Below are 18,905 nucleotides of genomic sequence, written 5' to 3'. Positions count from 1 at the left end.
GGAATTGGGGGAAGGTTCATGGAATACGAAACAATCCTTTTGGACATCACGGATGATTTGGCTGTTGTCACCCTGAACCGGCCCGACAAGATGAACGCGATGACCGCGCAGATGCGGGCCGAAGTCACTCATGCAATGAAACATGCGGCGCGTCATGCAAGGGCGATCGTTCTGACCGGAGCGGGAAGCGCCTTTTGTTCAGGACAGGATCTGGGTGATGCGTCCAGCACCGGCAAGGTCGATTTAGAACGCACGCTGCGCGATGAATATGAACCGATGCTGGAAACGATCTATGATTGCCCGGTGCCCACCATTGCGGCTGTGAACGGACCGGCAGCCGGGGCAGGGGCAAACCTTGCGCTGTGCGCTGATGTGGTGATCGCCACTGAAAGCGCATACTTCCTGCAGGCGTTCGCCCGGATCGGGTTGTTGCCGGATGCGGGCGGTACGTGGTTCATGCCGCGTCAGATGGGGTTCGCCAAAGCGATGGGGGCCGCCTTATTCGCGGACAAGATCAGCGCACGGCAGGCTGATGAATGGGGTCTGATCTGGGAAGCCGTGTCCGACGACACATTCGATGCCCATTGGCGCAAACGTGCAGCCTATCTGGCGAATGGTCCCACAGCCGGTTTTGGCGCGATCAAACAGGCCATCCGCGGGACGTATGAGAAAACGCTGCCACAGCAATTGGCCGCCGAAGCACATTTACAAGGGGAATGCGGGCGCAGCCGTGATTTTGCCGAAGGTGTCGTCGCCTTCATGGAAAAACGCCCCCCGAAATTCGAGGGGCGCTGAACCGTTCAGGCGCGGCGGCGACGGCGCGTGCGCCGCTCGGGTGCGTTGGCTTCGTCGCCGGTACCATCCGAGGCCGAGGAAAACGGCCCCAGGGCATCGGTGATCTGATCCAGTGTCGGGCGCGAACCGCGCGGTTTTGTGTCCAACGCTTCGCGCATCTTGCGCAGGTGATCGGGCATGGTGCCGCAGCAACCGCCAATGATTGTGGCTCCGGCATCGCGCGCCATGGCGGCGTATTCACCCATCAACTCGGGCGTCCCGTCATAGTGGATGTGGCCATCCACGTATTTCGGAATACCGGCATTGCCCTTCGAGATCACGGGCCGCTCGGTGCCTTGCGCGGCAAAGCCCAGAACGGTGCGCAGGATATCAGACGCGCCGGTGCCGCAGTTGGCGCCAAACGCAATCGGCGGGTTGGGCAGGGTTTCGACCAGTTGAGCCAGATCGGACGAAGTAACACCCATCATGGTTCGCCCAGCGGTGTCAAAGCTCATGGTGCCGCACCAGGGCATATCGGCCAAGGCGAACGCCTCAGCGGCGGCGCGGAATTCTTCAGGGGCGCTTATGGTTTCCAGCCACACAACATCGGCGCCACCAGCCTTGAGCGCATCGGCCTGTTCATGGAACATTTCGACGGCGTCGGCATGGGTCAGGCTGCCAACGGGCACCAGAATCTCGCCGGTTGGGCCGACCGATCCGGCCACAACGATCGGGCGTCCGGCTTTGTCAGCAACCTCACGTCCCAACTCGGCACCGATCCGGTTCAACTCGGCCACGCGGTTTTGCGCATCATGCAGCTTTAGCCGGGCCGACGTGCCCCCGAAAGTGTTGGTCAGGAAAAGATCACTGCCCGCATCCACCGAGCTTTGATACAGCGCGCGGATCTTACCCGGCGCGTCCACGTTCCACAATTCGGGCGCATCACCCGATTGCAAACCCATGTTGAACAGGTTGGTCCCAGTTGCACCGTCTGCCAAAATGGCATCTTTGGTCTTGAGAAGTTCGGTCAATGCATTTGTCATTGGGGTTATCCGGAAAAAGGCGCAATTGGCCTGATAATAACAGAGGCGCCCCGTGTCTCATGACCGGGACGCCAAAGCAAACTCATAAATCTCATGAAGATCATGAGGTGGGGCAAAAGCCCTTAGTCAGTCTCGCTAAGAATCTGCGACTTGGCTTCGGGCAGAAGCTCGGCCATCTTGGCGCGAATTTCATCGTCAGACGACAAAGCACCCAGATCGCCGGAAACCTTGCGCACAACATCTTCGTGACCGGCTTCTTCAAAATCGGATTTCACGACGGCTTTGGCGTATTCTTCCGCTTCGTCACCGGTTTTGCCCAGCTTTTCCGCGGCCCATAGGCCAAGCAGTTTGTTGCAGCGGGCCTGTGCCTTGAACTGCATCTCTTCATCATGCGCAAACTTGGCTTCAAATGCGTTTTCGCGTTCGTCAAACGTCGTCATAGGTTGGGGACCTCTTCGAGTAACATATCGTTGATGTTGATATGACCATACAGAACGCCGCGTGCAAGGGATTTGCGTTGTATCAAAGTCTTTCTTGTGTGCGAACTTGCGGGAAAGGGGGGCTTGCACTATGAGGACGCCAACGTGAGGGGACTCATTCCCTCTTACCAGACTGGAAGGGTCGCTTATGGCGCGTCGCAAGAAAATCTACGAAGGTAAAGCTAAGATTCTGTATGAAGGCCCAGAGCCGGGCACCATCGTGCAATATTTCAAGGATGATGCCACCGCGTTCAACGCCGAGAAAAAGGACGTGATCGACGGCAAGGGCGTGCTGAACAACCGCCTGAGCGAGTTCTTCATGAACGGCCTGACCCAGATCGGCGTGCCGACCCACTTTATTCGCCGCCTCAACATGCGCGAACAGTTAGTGCGCAGCTGCGAGATCGTGCCGCTGGAAGTGATCGTGCGCAACTATGCCGCCGGTACGATGTCGAAACGTCTTGGCATTGCCGAAGGAACGCAGTTACCGCGCCCGATCGTGGAATACTGCTATAAGGATGATGCGCTGGGTGATCCTCTGGTAACCGAGGAACACATTGCCGCCTTTGGCTGGGCCAGCCAGCAGGACATGGAAGATATCCTGAGCCTTGCACTGCGCGTGAATGATTTCCTGAGCGGCGTGATGCTGGCCGTGGGCATCCGTCTGGTCGATTTCAAGATTGAGATTGGCCGCGTTTATGACGGCGACTATCAGCGTCTGATTATCGCGGACGAGATCAGCCCGGACAGCTGCCGCCTATGGGATACCGAAACCGGACAGAAATTGGACAAGGACGTGTTCCGCCGCGATCTGGGTAATCTGACTGATGCCTATTCAGAGGTCGCACGACGTCTGGGCGTTCTGCCTAAAAGCAACGTGACCAAGCCCACGCTGATAAACTAAGCCGGTTTTCGGATGTAAATTCTGTCAAAAGCGCCGTTTCTAAGACGGCGCTTTTTTCTTTTGCTCTGGTGGTTTGACAGACGGTCCGCACCTTCGCATTGTCGGGGCAGGTGCAATCAAGGATAGTCACGAAATGGCCGAATTGTTCGATCAGGCGGTTTTTCTGAAATTCCTCGCGGCGTTACTGGCGATCTTCAATCCGCTTTACGGTATCCCGATCTTTCTGAGTATGACCGAAGGCTACTCGGGTCCCGAACGCAAGCGCGTGGCACTGGTCGTAACCGGAACAGTGGTTGTCGTGGCCTTGATCGCGGTATTGGTTGGCGAAGAGATTCTGGCGGTCTTCGGCATCGACATCCCGTCCTTCCGCATTGCCGGCGGGTTGATCATTCTGGGGGTCGGCATGTCGATGCTGAACGCGTCTGACCCGCCAAAAGGTGATCAAAGGGCGGTTGCAGAGGGCGAAAAGAAGAAAAGCAACATTGCCGTCGTGCCGTTGGCAATACCGTTGACCATCGGACCCGGCACGATTGCCACGACCATCGTGTTTGCTCATACGCTGTCGGATGGGGCCGAGATTGTGACATTAGGCTCAGCCGTATTGATCGCCTGCGCCATCGTCGGGCTGGGGTTGCTGTTCGCCGACCCGATCTCGCGGTTTTTTGGGCCAACCATGATCAACGTGATCACCCGCGTTATGGCAATCATTCTTGTGGCCGTGGCCGTCGAAATGGTGCTGACCGGTACGTTTAACGCCATTGATGCGCATTACCCCGGATTAACCGGCAGTGGCTGAGCGTCACACCTGCGGCAAACTGTGTGCGGACAAGGGTTGTCGAACGCGGTTTGTCGCGTTATCCCCCGCGCAACGGAACGGGCCCGGAACCATGGCCCTTAGCTGGAGTTGCAGGAATGAAAGCACGGGTGCATGTGATGCTCAAGAATGGGGTCCTTGACCCGCAGGGTGAAGCAGTGCGGCACGCATTGGGCGCTATGGGCTTCGATCAGGTCGAAGGCGTGCGTCAAGGCAAGGTGATCGACCTTGAGCTGGCTGCAGGTGCGACCGAGGCCGACATCACCGAGATGTGCGAAAAGCTGTTGGCCAACACGGTCATCGAACGCTACGAAATCGAACTGGTCTGACCCTTTACCCCGGAGGCCCCGCCATGCGCGCTGCTGTTATCGTATTCCCTGGGTCCAATTGTGACCGGGACCTTGCCGTCGCTTTTGAACAGGTGGGGTTTCAGGTCGACATGGTCTGGCACAAGGATGCCGCGCTGCCCGAGGGCATCGACATCGTGGGCGTTCCCGGCGGGTTTTCCTATGGTGACTACCTGCGTTGCGGCGCGATTGCCGCGCAATCGCCGATCTGCAAGGCGGTTGTCGAACATACCAACCGCGGTGGCTATGCCGTGGGTGTCTGTAATGGCTTCCAGATTCTGACAGAAACCGGCGTTCTACCGGGTGCATTGCTGCGCAATGCGGGTCTGAAATACATCTGCAAAACTGTCGGTCTGAAGGTGGAAACCAGCGACAGCGCCTTTACCCAAGGTTACAACGCCGGTGACGTGATCGGTATTCCGATTGCACACCACGACGGCAATTATTTCGCGGATGACACCACTCTGGCTGCGTTGCGGGATCAGGATCGGATCGCGTTCACCTATACCGAGAATCCAAACGGCTCGGTTAGCGATATTGCTGGTATCCTGTCGGAAAACCGCCGGGTGTTGGGGATGATGCCGCACCCCGAGCGGGCGGCGGATGAAGGTCACGGCGGCACTGATGGAACGGCATTGTTCCGCGCATTGTCGGGGGTCCTCGCACCTGCGTGACTTGAGGTTGCGATCAAGCCCGCGTAATTTCCCGGGATGAGTTCTGATGTTCGCTCTGGCTGGTCCATTCTGACAAAACCTTTTCGCGGCGCGCCCCTTGGGTGGCGCCTGCGATTGGCTGTCATTACCCTGCTGGTGGTCGCTGTAGCGACGATCTGGATCACAAACCGGCTACTGACGGACAGATTTACTGAGTCCACCCGCAACCGCGCCGAGCTGCGTCTAGCCCTGTATTCCGGCAACCTGCTAAGCGAACTACGCAGAAATGCGATTGTGCCGCAGCTGCTTTCGCGGGATCCCACGCTGATCTCGGCGCTTCAATCCAGCGATTATTCTCTGTCGACCCAGCGCCTGATCTCATTTGTGGAAGAAATTGGAGCAGCCTCGCTGATGCTGTTGGATGGGGATGGGCGTTCGGTCGCTTCCACCGATCGCAACCGTTTGGGTGAGGCACACAGGAGTTTGCCTTATTTCATTGATGCTGTACGCTCGAACGCCACGATCTTTACGGTAATCCCGAAGGAATCCGGCGGCTATAGCTTTGTCTATTCGCGTCGTATGGAAGCCAACGCCGAAATCCTTGGCGTCATCGTGGTTGAGGTCGATTTGCACAAATTCGAACTGGCCTGGGCAGGGATTTCGGACGCGGTGATGGTGGCAGATAGTACCGGCACGATCATCTTGTCGACCGAACCACAGTGGCGCGGCGTGCAAGAAGGCGAGGCGATGCTGCGTCAGCCGCCCGAAGGGGCAATCCAGCGCGCAATCCGGGCAACGACCGATTGGACCGCCTTGCCGCCTGATGCCTACCTGCAGGGTGAGGCCGTGATGCGCATGGAGACGCGCATTCCATTCCGCGGTTGGCAAATGACGTCATTCACCACCTATGCGTCGATCCGGGAAAAGGTGAACAGCGTTCTGGCGCTTGAGATTATGGGATTCGCGATTCTGCTGGCGCTGGCCTTTTACGCGCTGAGCCGCCGAGCGACGTTGCGGATGGCCTTGTTCCAGCGCGAGTCGGCAGAGCTTCGCGCATTGAACATGCGGCTACAGCGGGAAATTGCTGAACGTGAACGGGTTGAAAAGACACTGGAAGTTGCCGAGCAAACGCTGGCGCAAAGTTCGAAACTTGCAGCCTTGGGTGAGATGTCGGCCGCTGTCAGCCACGAGCTGAATCAACCGCTGGCTGCAATGAAAACTTATCTGGCTGGCGCGCGTCTGTTGCTGCGCAGAAACCGCCCCGAAGAGGCGTTGGCCAGCTTTGGTCGCATCGACGGCTTGATCGAACGGATGGGGGCGATCACCCGACAGCTTAAATCCTATGCGCGCAAGGGCGCGGATGCGTTTTCACCAGTAAATCTTGGCGAAGCGCTGGCTTCCAGCCTGTCAATGATGGAACCTCAGCTGCGGCAGCGACACGTTAAAATAACGCAGATCCTGCCCGAAGAACCCGTTATAGTGATGGGGGATCGGATGCGGATCGAACAAGTGATGGTGAACCTCTTGCGCAATGCGCTGGACGCCACCAAATCTGTATCAGAGCCGGATGTTGAAATCATCCTGGCAGCTGGTGACATGGCGGTGCTGACCGTCCGCGACAATGGTCACGGGATCGAGAATATCGAGAATCTGTTCGAGCCCTTCTACACCACCAAGCAGCCCGGCGATGGGGTCGGGTTGGGGCTTGCCATCTCGTCGGGTATCGTGAACGACCATGGGGGACGGTTGACTGCGCGCAACGGCCAGCACGGCGGCGCGGTGTTTGAGATGCAATTGCCGATACTAGGAAGCGACGGCCTGGAGGCCGCTGAATAACAAAGGAATGACTATGGCACAGGCCATGAAAATCGCCATTGTGGATGACGAACAGGACATGCGCCAGTCGATCAGCCAATGGCTGGCACTGTCGGGATATGACACTGAAACGTTCTCGAGCGCCGAGGACGCGCTGAAGGTACTGGGACCGGATTATCCGGGCATTGTCATCTCGGACATCAAGATGCCGGGAATGGATGGCATTCAATTGCTGAAAAAGCTGATGGGGGCTGATAGCACCTTACCGGTCATCATGATCACCGGTCACGGCGATGTTCCGATGGCGGTTGAGGCGATGCGCGTGGGCGCGTTCGACTTTCTTGAAAAGCCTTTCAACCCGGACCGCATGTCAGAACTGGCAAAACGCGCCAGCAATGCACGCCGTCTGACATTGGACAACCGGGCCTTGCGGCGCGAGCTGTCCGGCGGCACTCAGATCATGAACAAGCTGATCGGGGCCAGCCCGGTGATGGAGCGCTTGCGAGAGGATATCCTGGATTTGGGGCAGGCGGACGGCCATGTTCTGATCGACGGTGAGACCGGCACGGGTAAAACCCTGGTTGCGCATGCTCTGCATGCCGTTGGCAGCCGGGCGGGCAAGAAATTCGTTCTGGTTTCGTGCGCAGCGCTGGAAGAAGAGGCGCTGTCGAAACGTCTATTTGGTCCGATGATGCCCGAAGACGCGCAACTGCCCGCGATTGAAGAGGCGCGCGGTGGGACGTTGGTGCTGGAAGATGTCGAAGCCCTCAGTGACACGCTTCAGGCCCGACTGCTGAGCGTCATGAATGATCAGGGTACACCGGCCGAGACGCGGATCGTTGCGATTTCGAACCTGCAGGAGGCGGGTAAGACCAGCGAAGATGTCCTGCGCCCGGACCTGTTTTATCGCCTGGCCGCGCTTCGGATCACCATGCCGCCTTTGCGCCAGCGCGGAGAAGATATCCTGACGCTGTTCACGCGCTTGAGTGAGCAATTTGCTGAAGAATATGGCTGTGACGCACCGCAGGTCAGCGCGCAGGAGGCCGCGCAGTTGCTGCAGGCCCCGTGGCCAGGCAATGTGCGCCAGTTGATCAACATCGCCGAACGCGCCGTGCTGCAATCTCGCCGGGGTTCCGGGACGATTGCCTCGTTGCTGATGTCGGATCACGAAGAAATGCAGCCGGTTATGACGACTGAGGGCAAGCCGCTAAAGGAATATGTCGAGGCGTTCGAACGGATGCTGATCGACAACACGATGCGCCGTCACAAGGGCTCGATTGCGTCCGTGATGGAAGAGCTATGCCTGCCGCGACGGACGTTGAACGAGAAAATGGCCAAATACAGCCTGCAGCGTTCGGATTACCTGTAAACACCAGAGAGGGGGTCAGCCCCCTCTCTTGGCCCTTTGGGCCAATTCACTCCCCCAAGTATTTTTGGCCAGATGAAGCGATCCTGTCCGGTGTTCGGAGTGAACCGTGCAGTTTGCCCATTGTCTTTTCCACAGGACTGCCTTTATGGTGGCGGGACGGGCCGGGCCTATTTACGCCCTTAAGCCCCAAGCTTTGAGTTTCGCTGCTCTGCCGCGGATGGTGATGATCCCCACGAGGCAAAGCAGACCGATTATGCCCTTAACCGGGCAGTTGAACGCCTGAGCCCGCCTGAGCGGGCGAAAGGAAAAAATGGGCAGGACGCGGCATTCCGCGCCTGTCGGAGAAGAACCGCGATGACGCGCGCGCAACGATCGAGTGTACGGGCAGGGGGCCACAGCGCCAGACCCTGCCGCGCGCCGTCCGATATCGCCCTGACAAGACACCACCCCAAAAGCGCCTGTCCTCCCGGACGGGCCAGGACAACGCGTTTGGCGCGGTGCACCAAGGACAAATGGCTAAGAAAATGCTTATCGATGCCACCCACGCGGAGGAAACCCGCGTTGTGGTGGTCGACGGAAACAAGGTCGAGGAGTTCGATTTTGAGTCCGAAAACAAACGTCAGCTTGCTGGCAATATCTATCTAGCAAAAGTTACGCGAGTAGAACCGTCCCTTCAGGCGGCCTTTGTGGATTACGGCGGGAACCGGCATGGGTTCCTCGCGTTCTCGGAAATCCACCCGGATTACTATCAGATTCCGGTCGCCGACCGCGAAGCGCTGATGGAAGAAGAGCGCGCCTATGCCGAGGCGATGAAGGCGCGGGACGAGGCGGAAGAAGCCAAGCCTAAAAAGCGCCGGTCCCGGTCGCGGACCAAGGCGGCGGATGTGAAATCTGACGACGCAGTCGAATCCATCGAGGTTTCGTCTGAGCCAACAGGCATGGAAACGATTGATCTGGATGAGGGCGAAGAAGGGGCTGATCTGTCTGTTCCAGAAGGCACCTCTCCAATGGATCATGTCGCTGAGACGCCGGTTGAGGAACCCAGCGATGACGCAGAAGCCTCGGATGAAGTTGAGGCACCTGCCGCTGAGGCAGAAGAGCCTGCGACCGCGGAGGAGCCTGCTGCCGAGGCTGAGGAAGCCGCCACGGAAGAGGAATCTGTGGAGCCTGTAGAAGAAACTGCAGACGTAAAGGCGAAAGATGCCTCTCCCGAAGGGGAAGCTGAAGCCGAAAGCGCTGCGGACGACAACGCAGACGACGCGCCTGCTGCGGAAGCCACCAAAACCGACGCCGAAGACGAAGACGAGGCCGAAGAAAAACCTCGTTCAGATGCATCGGCTAAAGATGACAGCATTGAGTCAGTTGCTGATGAGGACGACAGCGAGGACATCCGTCCGCCGCGCAAGCCGCGTCCGCGTCGCTATAAGATTCAAGAAGTGATCAAGGTACGCCAGGTTCTGCTGGTACAAGTCGTCAAGGAAGAGCGTGGCAACAAGGGCGCCGCGTTGACCACATACCTGTCGCTGGCGGGTCGCTATTGCGTTCTGATGCCCAACACCGCGCGTGGCGGTGGCATCAGCCGCAAGATCACCAATGCCCCGGATCGTAAGAAACTAAAGGAAATCGCGGCTGAAATTGACGTGCCGACTGGTGCGGGCCTGATCATTCGGACTGCGGGGGCCAAGCGCACCAAGTCCGAAATCAAACGCGACTATGAGTATCTGCAGCGCATGTGGGAGCAGATCCGCGAGCTGACGCTGAAGTCCATCGCGCCCGCCAAGATTTATGAAGAGGGCGACCTGATCAAACGGTCGATCCGCGATCTCTATAATCGTGAGATTGATGAGGTTCTGGTCGAGGGTGAAGGCGGTTACCGCATCGCCAAGGACTTCATGAAAATGATCATGCCGTCCCACGCGAAGAACGTGAAACGGTATGAAGACGCCCTGCCGCTGTTCGCACGCTATCAGGTCGAAAGCTATCTGACCGGCATGTTCAATCCGACGGTACAGTTGAAATCCGGCGGTTATATCGTGATCGGCGTGACCGAAGCGCTGGTGGCGATTGACGTGAACTCGGGCCGGGCAACCAAGGAAGGCTCGATCGAGGAAACCGCGCTTAAGACCAATCTTGAGGCCGCTGAAGAAGTGGCGCGGCAACTTCGGTTGCGCGATCTTGCTGGTCTGATTGTCATCGACTTTATCGACATGGACGAGCGTAAGAACAACTCGGCCGTTGAAAAGCGTCTGAAAGACAAGCTCAAGACAGACCGCGCGCGTATTCAGGTGGGTCGGATATCCGGCTTTGGCCTGATGGAGATGAGCCGACAGCGTCTGCGCCCTGGCATGCTGGAGGCGACAACACAGCCGTGCCCATCCTGTCATGGCACCGGGTTGATCCGGTCGGATGACAACATGGCGCTGACCATCCTGCGTCAGATCGAAGAGGAGGGCACTCGCCGCCGCTCGCGCGAGGTTCTGGTGCGCTGCCCGGTCAGTATCTCTAACTTCCTGATGAACCAAAAGCGGGAACATATTGCGCAGATCGAAGCACGTTATGGCTTGTCAGTTCGCATCGAAGGCGACGTGCATCTGGTCAGTCCCGATTTCTCGATGGAGAAGTTTAAGACCGCCAGCCGTATCGTGCCCGAGGCGACAGCGCCGGTTGTATCCGTGGACGCAACGCTGATGGATCTGGTGGATGCGGACGAGGACGAAGCCGTCGAAGAAGAAACGGCGGTTCAGGCCGAAGAAGAGACTAAGCCCAAGCGCAAACGTCGCCGCCGTCGTCGTAAGAAAAGCAACGGCTCGGGGGATACACCTGAAACTGGTGCAGAGGACGGTGAGACCGCAGCCGAAGCTACGGATGAAGCATCTGCTGAGGCTCAACCCGAAGAACCTGCTGCGGAAGAAAAGGCTGAAAAACCGAAGCGCCGCCGTGCGCCGCGCCGTCGTAAGAAGGACGCGGAAACGGTTGAAGCAACCGACGAAACACCCGCTGATAAAGCTGAGGAAGCAGTCGCTAAGCAGGCCGAGGAAACCACTGCAGAAGAACCTGCGCCGGAACAAGCCGTTGAACAGCCCGAAGCTGCTGAGGTGGTGACCGAACCGGTTTCAGCGGAACCCGATGCGCCGACAGCGAATGAGGTAACCGAGACAGAAGTGATTACCGAAGTAGCTGTCGAAGCTGAAGAAGCTGTGGAAGAGGTTGCCGAGACTGTCCAGACCGCTGAAGTCGAAGTAGCGCTGGAAGAGCCGGTTGCAGAAACGCCTGAGCCTGTTCTGGAAGTTGTGGCCGAAGAGCCTGAGCAACCCAGCGAACCGCCCAAGCCGAAACGGCGCGGGTGGTGGTCCTTGGGGCAATAAATAAGAAAGGCGGGCTTTGAGCCCGCCTTTTTCTTGAACCAGACGTGTTTCCACCTCAGCCTGATTTTTGTATCAGGTAGATCTGATGTCCGTCCGCATCCTCTTGTGACACCAGCTGGTGCCCACTTTCGGTGCAGAAATGCGGAACATCGATGATGGCGGCAGGATCATCGGCCAACACGCGCAAAATTGCCCCCGAGGGCATAGATTTAAGGCGTTTTCTGGCTTTCAGGACGGGCAAAGGGCACAAAAGACCCAGCGCATCCAATGTTTCAGTGGGGCTAGACATAATGTGCAGATATTTCCAAGTTGACGCAGTGTCCAGCGTCCAAGCACGGGGATGTGACCGAATGGCCCCGTGACGTGGCGGGGTTGATACCATATGTGCTGATTTATGTTCGGAATTGATATCATAGACGCGGGCCTGCTACCCGCCATGTTCATCGCGATGCTGGGCGGGCTGATCAGCTTCTTGTCGCCTTGCGTTCTGCCCATCGTGCCACCTTATCTGGCGTATATGAGTGGTGTGACCATCAACGAGATGCAGGATGAGGCGCGTGCCCGGCGTAAGGCGACGATGTCGGCGCTGTTCTTTGTGCTGGGTCTGTCCACGGTGTTCTTGCTATTGGGGTTCACAGCATCGGCCTTTGGGGTATTCGTGCTGCAGAACCAGGTGCTTTTCGCCAAACTCTCCGGTGCAGTGGTGATTGTCTTTGGTCTGCATTTCCTGAATGTTTTCCGCATTCCTTTCCTTGATCGTGAGGCGCGGATCGAAACCGGAGATTCCGGCGGCTCGGTCTTTGGTGCCTATATCCTGGGTCTGGCCTTTGCGTTCGGCTGGACTCCGTGCATCGGACCACAACTGGGTGCGATCCTGTCGCTGGCGGCGTCCGAGTCCTCGGTGGCGCGGGGTACGTTGTTGCTGGGTGTTTATGCGGCAGGTCTGGGTATTCCGTTCCTACTGGCCGCGATGTTCCTGAACCGGTCGATGTCAGTGATGAACCGGATCAAGCCTTACATGGGAACGATTGAAAAGGTCATGGGGGGTCTGCTGCTGTTCGTCGGCATCATGCTGATCACTGGCCTATTCACCGAGTTCAGCTGGTGGCTGCTGGAAACCTTCCCCGCACTCGCCAATTTCGGATGATCTGACTTACCTTGGCGGCAAGGCTGCGTTAACCTGCGCCGCAGAAGGTAAGGCCATGAGCAGTCACACAAATCAGTCTCAGGTAAGACGGCGTCGGGTTTTCTACATACCAGGCTACGATCCGATTCACCCTCGGCGATACCGAGAGCTGTACCGAAAAGAAGGTCGGGCGCAGGCGGAAATCTCAGGCTACAAGATCTCACTGGCGCCCAAATCAGGTGACGGTCCGTACGGCTGGCATGTCCGCTCGCGCCAGGATGGCGTCGACGTCGAGGCAGAAATCGAGGTCTTGGTCTGGTCGGACATCGTGCGCGACAGTATGTCGAATTCGATCCCCGCGGCCTACTTGCAGCTTGTGCGCACGGCCTGGATTTACATTGGGTCAGGGGCAATGTGGTGCCTTATGCGCTTGCGCAAAGGGCCAGTGATTGCAGCGTTGTATCCTGTCGGCATGCTGATTGCGCAATTGGCCCTGTCGCTAGGCGTGCTGTGGATATTTGCGGCGTTGCTATGGCCTGTTGCTGGGTGGGTGGCCATGGTGCCGGCAATAGCGACCGCTTATGCTTTGCTGCTCTGGTTTCGCAAGATCGATAATCGCTTGTTTGCGTATTACCTGATGCACGACTATGCCTATTCGGCTGCGTTGAATGGCACCACCCCAGCCGAGTTACGGTCACGTCTGGCCGAATTTACCAAACATATTCAACGCGCACTTGAGACGGATGTGGATGAGGTTCTGGTCGTTGGCCATTCATCGGGGGCGCATCTGGGTGTGATGGTACTGGCTGATCTGATCCGTTCGCAAAACCTTCCCAGTGACGGCCCGATCCTGTCCTTTCTAAGCCTTGGGCAGGTGGTGCCTATGGTCTCATTCCTGCCGGACGCCAGGGATTTGCGCACCGATCTGCAATTTCTGTCGACCCGAAGTGAACTCACCTGGGTTGACGTGTCCGCCCCGGGGGATGGGTGTGCCTTTGCTCTATGTGACCCAGTGGGCGTCAGTGGCGTTGCCCCCGATCAAAAACGTTGGCCGCTGGTGCTGTCCGCGGCCTTTACACAAACTCTGTCGCCAGAACGCTGGCACGAGCTGCGCTGGCGGTTTTTCCGGCTGCATTTTCAGTATCTCTGCGCGTTTGATCGCCCCGGCGATTATGACTATTTCCGCGTTACCGCAGGGCCGCTTTCACTGGCGCAAAGGTTTCAAGGCCGTGATCCGTCAAAATCGCGTATCGACCAGCCGGTTTCGAAATACAGGTCGGTTCTTCCGTGAAGCCGCCCAAACCAACATCCCGCCCGGATAAGGTCTCTCTGTGGCGCTATCTGAAACTGTTCCGCAAGGACCTGTTATCGGCCCAACCACAGCGCCTGTACCGGGCCTGGATGGCCGAGTTCCAAACGCCGTTCTTTCGGTCCTACATGATCAACCAGCCCGAGCTTGTAGAAACCGTCCTTAAGCAGCGCCCCGACGATTTCCCGAAATCTGGTCGCATAAGCGAGGGGTTGCGCCCGCTATTGGGTGACTCGGTCTTTCTGACCAATGGTGAGACCTGGAAACGGCAGCGCCGCATCATCGACCCGGCCTTTGAAGGCGGGCGGTTGAAAGACACATTCCCAGCCATGCTGGAAGCCGTGCAAGCCTGTGTCACGCGGTTGAAAGGGCAAGCGGGGCAGGTGATTGAATGCGAGGAGGTTACCAGCCACGCCGCGGCGGACGTGATTTTCCGAACGCTCTTCTCAGTTCCGATTGAACATGAAGTCGCCGCGCAGGTGTTCGAAAAGTTCCGAGCCTATCAGCGGCAACAGCCTTTGTTGAACCTGGCGGCCTTTATTCCGGTACCGAAGTGGGTGCCCCGGTTGCATGCGCGCAATACACGCAGAAACGCGCAGGATATCCGGGCTTTGATTTCGGGTCTAATAGCAGAGCGTGCCGATCTGATCGCCACGGGTCAAGCGCCGGACGACTTGGCAACCAAGATCATGACCACACCTGATCCGAAAACCGGTCATTGTTTCGACACGCAGGAGATGGTGGATCAGGTCGCCATCTTTTTCCTGGCTGGGCATGAAACCAGTGCATCAGCGCTGGCCTGGACGCTGTATTTGATGGCGCTTTACCCCGAATGGCAGGAAAAACTAAGCGCTGAGGCGGATATTCTGAATGATCCCAGCTTTAGCGCAGTGTCCAGATTGAAGCTCAGCCGCGATGTATTTCGCGAGGCGCTGCGCCTGTACCCTCCGGTACCGATGATGGTGCGCGAGGCGACGTGCCCTGAACAATTCCGGGGGCGGGACATTCCCAAGGGCGCGCAGATCGTCATCAGCCCCTGGCACCTGCATCGGCAAGAGCGTTTGTGGGATCGACCCGATGATTTCGATCCTACTCGATGGTCTACCGAAAACGGGAAAACCTGCCAGCGCCACGCATATATCCCGTTTTCCGCCGGTCCCCGCGTGTGTACCGGGGCCGGGTTCGCTATGGTCGAAGGGCCATTACTGTTGTCGATGTTGTTGCAAAATTTTCGGTTCGAAATAGTTGAAGATTGCACACCAGTGCCAGTGGCGCATCTGACGGTGCGATCCAAAGATGGCATCTGGCTGCGCGTGGTTGAGCGCTAACACGCTACCATCGCCCGCCGCCTTGCTGTATGCGAGTGCAAAATGCGGAATCATTGTTAAACGGGAAAGTCTTATGTCCAAAGCAGAACAGCGCGAGCAGATGTCCAACGGCGCGGGTTTCATTGCGGCCCTGGATCAAAGCGGCGGGTCGACGCCCAAGGCGCTGGCTCTTTATGGGGTTGAGGCCTCGGACTATAGCTCGGACGAGGAAATGTTCGGTGAAATCCAGAAGATGCGCGCCCGCATTATTCTGGCTGACGACTTTACCAAGGACAAAGTGATCGGCGCGATCCTGTTCGAACGCACGCTGGGCGAGGAAATCGATGGCCGCAAAGTCGCCGATTACCTGTGGTCGCAGAAAGGTATCGTGCCGTTCCTGAAGATCGACAAGGGTCTGGAAGATCAGGCCAACGGTGTACAGATGATGAAACCGATTCCTGGCCTGGCGGAAACACTGGCCAAGGTGGATGGCGTGTTCGGCACCAAGGAACGCTCGGTGATCCATGAAGCCAACGCCGAAGGAATTGCCGCCGTAGTTGCCCAGCAATTTGACGTCGCGCGCGTGGTTGTTGCCGCAGGCATGGTTCCGATTGTCGAGCCCGAAGTGAACATCAATTCCGCCACCAAGGCCGAGGCCGAGGATATTCTGAAGGCCGAAATCCTGAAGAACCTCGATCAACTGGACGAGGGGCAGGACATCATGCTGAAACTGACCATCCCCACCAATGCCAACCTGTTCGACGAACTGGCCGACCACCCTCGTGTTGTCCGCGTAGTGGCCTTGTCTGGTGGTTATTCAACCGAGCAAGCCTGTGATCTGCTGAACCAGAACGGCAAGATGATTGCGTCGTTTTCGCGCGCGTTGACCGAAGGGCTGTCCAAACAGCAATCAGATGCTGAGTTCAATACGGCTCTGGGCGGCAATATTGACAAGATCTTCCGCGCCTCGGTCTAAGAGGCGCTATTCCGGCTTGATGAATTCGCGGCGCATCTGCGCCGCTTTTTCACGCATGGTACAGCCGATTGCGTGGTCGTTGACCAACCCCATGGCCTGCATGAAAGCAAATACCGTGGTTGGACCAACAAACTTCCAACCGCGTTTTTTCAAATCCTTCGACATTGCAATGGACTCGGCCGAGGTTGACGCATTTTGCGGCGCAGGCGGGTTGTCGGCCTCGTATCGCCACACATAAGCGGCCAGAGAACCCTCGGCCACGATAAGGTCCTGCGCGCAGCGGGCATTGTTGATCACGGCCTCGATCTTGCCGCGATGACGTATGATGCCTTCGTTCTGTAAGAGACGCTCGATGTCTGCATTAGTAAATGCAGCTACAGCGTTAAAATCGAATTGATTAAACGCTTTGCGAAAATTCTCGCGCTTGTTCAGTATTGTTCGCCAACTAAGTCCGGACTGAAAGCTTTCAAGGCACAGCTTTTCGAACAATCGCTGATCGTCCGCGACCGGATAGCCCCATTCTTGATCGTGATACTCAAAGAACTCAGGGGCGGCTTGGCACCAAGCGCAGCGCGGTTGTCCATCGGGTCCGGTTACAGTCTTGCTCATATGATGTACCCCTTTTGTTCCGGATCAGGGTACATGCAAAGGAAACAAGCTGACAAGCATCAATCGCGGGTGCGATACCAATTCAGAACATAAACTCGAATGGCTGAAGCTAGACCGATATCGGGGTCACGTTCGACGTCAATCTCAGCCGCCAACGCATTTATTGCCATTTCTTTTTCTTTCGAAATGTCGCGAAAGGCTTGCCAGAACTCATCCTCAAGGGACACCGAAGTACGATGACCTTTTAAAGTCAGTGAGCGTTTGACCGGGCGACCGCTCATTCATCCAACTCGTGATTGTCCATGTCGCGGCGCTGTTTGTCCTGTTCGAACTTGGCCTCGACCTTTTCGACCTTGCTGCGCCCGAATTTGACAGCGTTCTGGTCGGCGCGGGCCTTTTTCTCGGCCCGAGCCTTTGCTTTTCTGTACCGGTTCAGATTGACCGGCTTACCCATCAGTCTTTCGGGCCGATCATATGTTCGGGGCGGACAACGGCGTCAAAGGTCTCTTCATCCACAAAGCCCAGCGCGATGGCCTCTTCCTTGAGGGTGGTGCCGTTTTTGTGTGCGGTTTTGGCAACCTTTGTGGCGTTGTCATAGCCAATCGTCGGGGCTAGAGCGGTCACCAGCATCAGCGATTCCTTCATCAGCTTGTCGATGCGCGGCTCGTTAGCCTTGATGCCCAGCAGCATCCGCTCGGTAAAGCTGTCGGTTGCGTCGCCCAGCAGTTGAATCGATTGCAGCAGGTTGTAGGACATCATCGGGTTATAGACGTTCAGCTGGAAGTGACCTTGCGAACCGGCAAACTTCATCGCTGCGTCATTGCCCATGACATGCGCGGCCACTTGGGTCAGCGCCTCGGCCTGTGTTGGGTTCACCTTACCCGGCATGATTGACGAGCCAGGTTCGTTTTCCGGCAAGATCAACTCACCCAGACCAGAACGTGGGCCGGAACCCAGCAGACGGATGTCGTTGGCGATTTTGTAGCAAGAGCCCGCGATGGTCGCCAAAGCGCCCGACAGGAACACCATGGCGTCATGGGCGGCCAGTGCCTCGAACTTGTTCGGTGCGGTGATGAAGGGCAGGCCGGTGATGTCTGCCATGTTCTTGGCCACGGCCTCATCCCAGCCGTTATGGGTGTTCAGGCCAGTACCAACAGCCGTACCACCTTGCGCCAGTTCATAAATTCCAGGCATCGACGCTTGGACACGGGCGATACCCTGACGGATCTGGTGCGCATAACCGCCAAATTCCTGTTCCAGCGTCAGTGGCGTCGCGTCCTGAGTGTGGGTCCGGCCGATTTTGATGATGCCTGCAAACTCTTTTGCTTTGGCTTCCAGCGCCGAAGCGAATTTTTCAAGACCCGGCAACAGCACATCGCGCACGCTCATCGCGGTGGCGATATGCATGGCTGTGGGGAAGGTGTCGTTCGACGATTGGCCCATGTTGCAGTGGTCGTTGGGGTGAACAGGCTCTTTCGAACCAATAACGCCGCCGAGGATTTCGATCGCGCGGTTGGCGATCACCTCGTTCGAGTTCATGTTCGACTGCGTACCCGAACCGGTCTGCCAGACGACCAGAGGAAAATTGTCGTCAAACTTGCCTTCGATCACTTCGCCAGCGGCCTGAATGATGGCATCCGCGATCTTTGCATCCAGCTTACCTATGGCTTTGTTTTCCATCGCACAGGCTTTTTTGATCACGCCCAGCGCGCGCACGATGGCAACGGGTTGCTTTTCCCAACCGATCGGGAAGTTCATGATCGATCGCTGCGTTTGGGCACCCCAATACTTGTCAGAAGGAACCTCCAACGGGCCAAAGCTGTCGGATTCGGTGCGGGTCTGAGACATCTGTCACTCCGTAGTGTATACGTTCGTATGCCATTTACCCGCAACATAGTTGCAGAGCAATCGGCCAGTTGCGCGCACCATAAACTTAAGGGTGCCAGAGGTATAGGTGGAACGGACGGTGAAATTTCTTGTGAAACGCATTGTGCGTGCATACGTGTCCGCTACAA

Annotated in this window: 19 protein-coding genes; 12 read left to right on the top strand and 7 right to left on the bottom strand. The window is 57.3% G+C overall.

Annotation, left to right across the window (positions count from 1 at the left end; genetic code table 11):
• Positions 1-18: 18 nt before the first annotated feature.
• Positions 19-795 carry an enoyl-CoA hydratase-related protein gene (locus tag ACR0LY_RS03825; RefSeq protein ID WP_170348607.1) on the top strand — a complete coding sequence of 259 codons (777 nt, stop codon included), beginning with the start codon at positions 19-21 and terminating at the stop codon, positions 793-795.
• Between the two features lie 5 nt (positions 796-800).
• Here ACR0LY_RS03825 and bmt read toward each other — a convergent pair whose 3' ends face one another.
• Both bmt and ACR0LY_RS03815 read right to left on the bottom strand, forming a co-directional pair.
• Positions 801-1,817 carry a betaine--homocysteine S-methyltransferase gene (bmt, locus tag ACR0LY_RS03820; RefSeq protein WP_170348608.1) on the bottom strand — a complete coding sequence of 339 codons (1,017 nt, stop codon included), beginning with the start codon at positions 1,815-1,817 and terminating at the stop codon, positions 801-803.
• 122 nt (positions 1,818-1,939) lie between these two features.
• Positions 1,940-2,257, bottom strand: coding sequence for a DUF1476 domain-containing protein (locus ACR0LY_RS03815; RefSeq protein ID WP_170348609.1), 318 nt, complete (start codon positions 2,255-2,257; stop codon positions 1,940-1,942).
• Positions 2,258-2,444: 187 nt separating this feature from the next.
• Between ACR0LY_RS03815 and purC the strand changes: the two genes are divergently transcribed.
• From purC to ACR0LY_RS03780, 7 genes are all read left to right on the top strand, one after another.
• Positions 2,445-3,200: a phosphoribosylaminoimidazolesuccinocarboxamide synthase gene (gene purC / locus ACR0LY_RS03810; protein WP_170348610.1), complete on the top strand. Its 756-nt coding sequence runs from the start codon at positions 2,445-2,447 to the stop codon at positions 3,198-3,200.
• 133 nt (positions 3,201-3,333) lie between these two features.
• Positions 3,334-3,996: a MarC family protein gene (locus ACR0LY_RS03805; RefSeq protein ID WP_170348611.1), complete on the top strand. Its 663-nt coding sequence runs from the start codon at positions 3,334-3,336 to the stop codon at positions 3,994-3,996.
• 116 nt (positions 3,997-4,112) lie between these two features.
• Positions 4,113-4,343, top strand: a complete 231-nt coding sequence (gene purS / locus ACR0LY_RS03800) for a phosphoribosylformylglycinamidine synthase subunit PurS (protein WP_170348612.1) — start codon at positions 4,113-4,115, stop codon at positions 4,341-4,343.
• A 23-nt stretch (positions 4,344-4,366) separates the two neighbouring features.
• Positions 4,367-5,035 carry a phosphoribosylformylglycinamidine synthase subunit PurQ gene (gene purQ, locus ACR0LY_RS03795; protein WP_170348613.1) on the top strand — a complete coding sequence of 223 codons (669 nt, stop codon included), beginning with the start codon at positions 4,367-4,369 and terminating at the stop codon, positions 5,033-5,035.
• Between the two features lie 36 nt (positions 5,036-5,071).
• Positions 5,072-6,850, top strand: a complete 1,779-nt coding sequence (locus ACR0LY_RS03790; protein ID WP_170348614.1) for a sensor histidine kinase — start codon at positions 5,072-5,074, stop codon at positions 6,848-6,850.
• A gap of 13 nt (positions 6,851-6,863) precedes the next feature.
• Positions 6,864-8,198, top strand: a complete 1,335-nt coding sequence (locus ACR0LY_RS03785; protein ID WP_170348615.1) for a sigma-54-dependent transcriptional regulator — start codon at positions 6,864-6,866, stop codon at positions 8,196-8,198.
• Between the two features lie 512 nt (positions 8,199-8,710).
• A complete protein-coding gene (locus ACR0LY_RS03780) occupies positions 8,711-11,563 on the top strand; it encodes an Rne/Rng family ribonuclease (protein ID WP_170348616.1) in 2,853 nt (950 codons plus the stop codon).
• Positions 11,564-11,618: 55 nt separating this feature from the next.
• Here ACR0LY_RS03780 and ACR0LY_RS03775 read toward each other — a convergent pair whose 3' ends face one another.
• Positions 11,619-11,852: a sulfurtransferase TusA family protein gene (locus ACR0LY_RS03775; protein ID WP_170348617.1), complete on the bottom strand. Its 234-nt coding sequence runs from the start codon at positions 11,850-11,852 to the stop codon at positions 11,619-11,621.
• Between the two features lie 105 nt (positions 11,853-11,957).
• Between ACR0LY_RS03775 and ACR0LY_RS03770 the strand changes: the two genes are divergently transcribed.
• From ACR0LY_RS03770 to ACR0LY_RS03755, 4 genes are all read left to right on the top strand, one after another.
• Positions 11,958-12,710 (top strand): cytochrome c biogenesis CcdA family protein, encoded by a 753-nt coding sequence (locus ACR0LY_RS03770; RefSeq protein ID WP_170348618.1) that lies wholly within the window; start codon positions 11,958-11,960, stop codon positions 12,708-12,710.
• Between the two features lie 55 nt (positions 12,711-12,765).
• Positions 12,766-13,980, top strand: coding sequence for a hypothetical protein (locus ACR0LY_RS03765; protein WP_170348619.1), 1,215 nt, complete (start codon positions 12,766-12,768; stop codon positions 13,978-13,980).
• Complete coding sequence (locus tag ACR0LY_RS03760) at positions 13,977-15,326, top strand: cytochrome P450 (protein ID WP_170348620.1); 1,350 nt, start codon at positions 13,977-13,979, stop codon at positions 15,324-15,326. Before ACR0LY_RS03765 ends, ACR0LY_RS03760 begins: the two co-directional genes overlap by 4 nt.
• Before the next feature lie 73 nt (positions 15,327-15,399).
• On the top strand, positions 15,400-16,281 hold the full coding sequence (locus ACR0LY_RS03755; protein ID WP_170348621.1) for a fructose bisphosphate aldolase: 882 nt from the start codon (positions 15,400-15,402) through the stop codon (positions 16,279-16,281).
• A gap of 6 nt (positions 16,282-16,287) precedes the next feature.
• Here ACR0LY_RS03755 and ACR0LY_RS03750 read toward each other — a convergent pair whose 3' ends face one another.
• Genes ACR0LY_RS03750 through fumC form a run of 4 tightly spaced genes read right to left on the bottom strand, consistent with a single transcriptional unit; the run spans position 16,288 to position 18,738 of the window.
• The gene (locus ACR0LY_RS03750) at positions 16,288-16,890 is read right to left on the bottom strand and encodes a DNA-3-methyladenine glycosylase I (RefSeq protein WP_170348622.1); all 603 of its coding nucleotides are present in this window, start codon (positions 16,888-16,890) and stop codon (positions 16,288-16,290) included.
• A 59-nt stretch (positions 16,891-16,949) separates the two neighbouring features.
• Positions 16,950-17,171 (bottom strand): ribbon-helix-helix domain-containing protein, encoded by a 222-nt coding sequence (locus ACR0LY_RS03745; RefSeq protein ID WP_170348623.1) that lies wholly within the window; start codon positions 17,169-17,171, stop codon positions 16,950-16,952.
• Entirely contained in the window at positions 17,168-17,344 is a 177-nt protein-coding gene (locus ACR0LY_RS03740; RefSeq protein ID WP_170348624.1) for a DUF4169 family protein, read from the bottom strand. The genes ACR0LY_RS03745 and ACR0LY_RS03740 overlap by 4 nt, the downstream gene beginning before the upstream one ends.
• A complete protein-coding gene (fumC, locus tag ACR0LY_RS03735) occupies positions 17,344-18,738 on the bottom strand; it encodes a class II fumarate hydratase (RefSeq protein WP_170348625.1) in 1,395 nt (464 codons plus the stop codon). The genes ACR0LY_RS03740 and fumC overlap by 1 nt, the downstream gene beginning before the upstream one ends.
• Positions 18,739-18,905: the final 167 nt, after the last annotated feature.

It is taken from the genome of Ruegeria sp. BC5 (assembly GCF_056539205.1).
The sequence above is the reverse complement of the archived record's forward strand: the minus strand, read 5'-3'. Positions and strand labels throughout refer to the sequence as shown.

Bases quoted from the DNA above. Each gene is read 5' to 3' on its own strand.
- ACR0LY_RS03740 (WP_170348624.1), bottom strand. From the start codon at position 17,344: ATGGGTAAGCCGGTCAATCTGAACCGGTACAGAAAAGCAAAGGCTCGG.
- ACR0LY_RS03755 (WP_170348621.1), top strand. From the start codon at position 15,400: ATGTCCAAAGCAGAACAGCGCGAGCAGATGTCCAACGGCGCGGGTTTC.
- ACR0LY_RS03815 (WP_170348609.1), bottom strand. From the start codon at position 2,257: ATGACGACGTTTGACGAACGCGAAAACGCATTTGAAGCCAAGTTTGCG.
- ACR0LY_RS03775 (WP_170348617.1), bottom strand. From the start codon at position 11,852: ATGTCTAGCCCCACTGAAACATTGGATGCGCTGGGTCTTTTGTGCCCT.
- purS (WP_170348612.1), top strand. From the start codon at position 4,113: ATGAAAGCACGGGTGCATGTGATGCTCAAGAATGGGGTCCTTGACCCG.
- ACR0LY_RS03745 (WP_170348623.1), bottom strand. From the start codon at position 17,171: ATGAGCGGTCGCCCGGTCAAACGCTCACTGACTTTAAAAGGTCATCGT.
- ACR0LY_RS03825 (WP_170348607.1), top strand. From the start codon at position 19: ATGGAATACGAAACAATCCTTTTGGACATCACGGATGATTTGGCTGTT.
- ACR0LY_RS03765 (WP_170348619.1), top strand. From the start codon at position 12,766: ATGAGCAGTCACACAAATCAGTCTCAGGTAAGACGGCGTCGGGTTTTC.
- purQ (WP_170348613.1), top strand. From the start codon at position 4,367: ATGCGCGCTGCTGTTATCGTATTCCCTGGGTCCAATTGTGACCGGGAC.
- ACR0LY_RS03790 (WP_170348614.1), top strand. From the start codon at position 5,072: ATGAGTTCTGATGTTCGCTCTGGCTGGTCCATTCTGACAAAACCTTTT.
- ACR0LY_RS03750 (WP_170348622.1), bottom strand. From the start codon at position 16,890: ATGAGCAAGACTGTAACCGGACCCGATGGACAACCGCGCTGCGCTTGG.
- ACR0LY_RS03785 (WP_170348615.1), top strand. From the start codon at position 6,864: ATGGCACAGGCCATGAAAATCGCCATTGTGGATGACGAACAGGACATG.
- ACR0LY_RS03770 (WP_170348618.1), top strand. From the start codon at position 11,958: ATGTTCGGAATTGATATCATAGACGCGGGCCTGCTACCCGCCATGTTC.
- purC (WP_170348610.1), top strand. From the start codon at position 2,445: ATGGCGCGTCGCAAGAAAATCTACGAAGGTAAAGCTAAGATTCTGTAT.
- ACR0LY_RS03805 (WP_170348611.1), top strand. From the start codon at position 3,334: ATGGCCGAATTGTTCGATCAGGCGGTTTTTCTGAAATTCCTCGCGGCG.
- bmt (WP_170348608.1), bottom strand. From the start codon at position 1,817: ATGACAAATGCATTGACCGAACTTCTCAAGACCAAAGATGCCATTTTG.
- fumC (WP_170348625.1), bottom strand. From the start codon at position 18,738: ATGTCTCAGACCCGCACCGAATCCGACAGCTTTGGCCCGTTGGAGGTT.
- ACR0LY_RS03780 (WP_170348616.1), top strand. From the start codon at position 8,711: ATGGCTAAGAAAATGCTTATCGATGCCACCCACGCGGAGGAAACCCGC.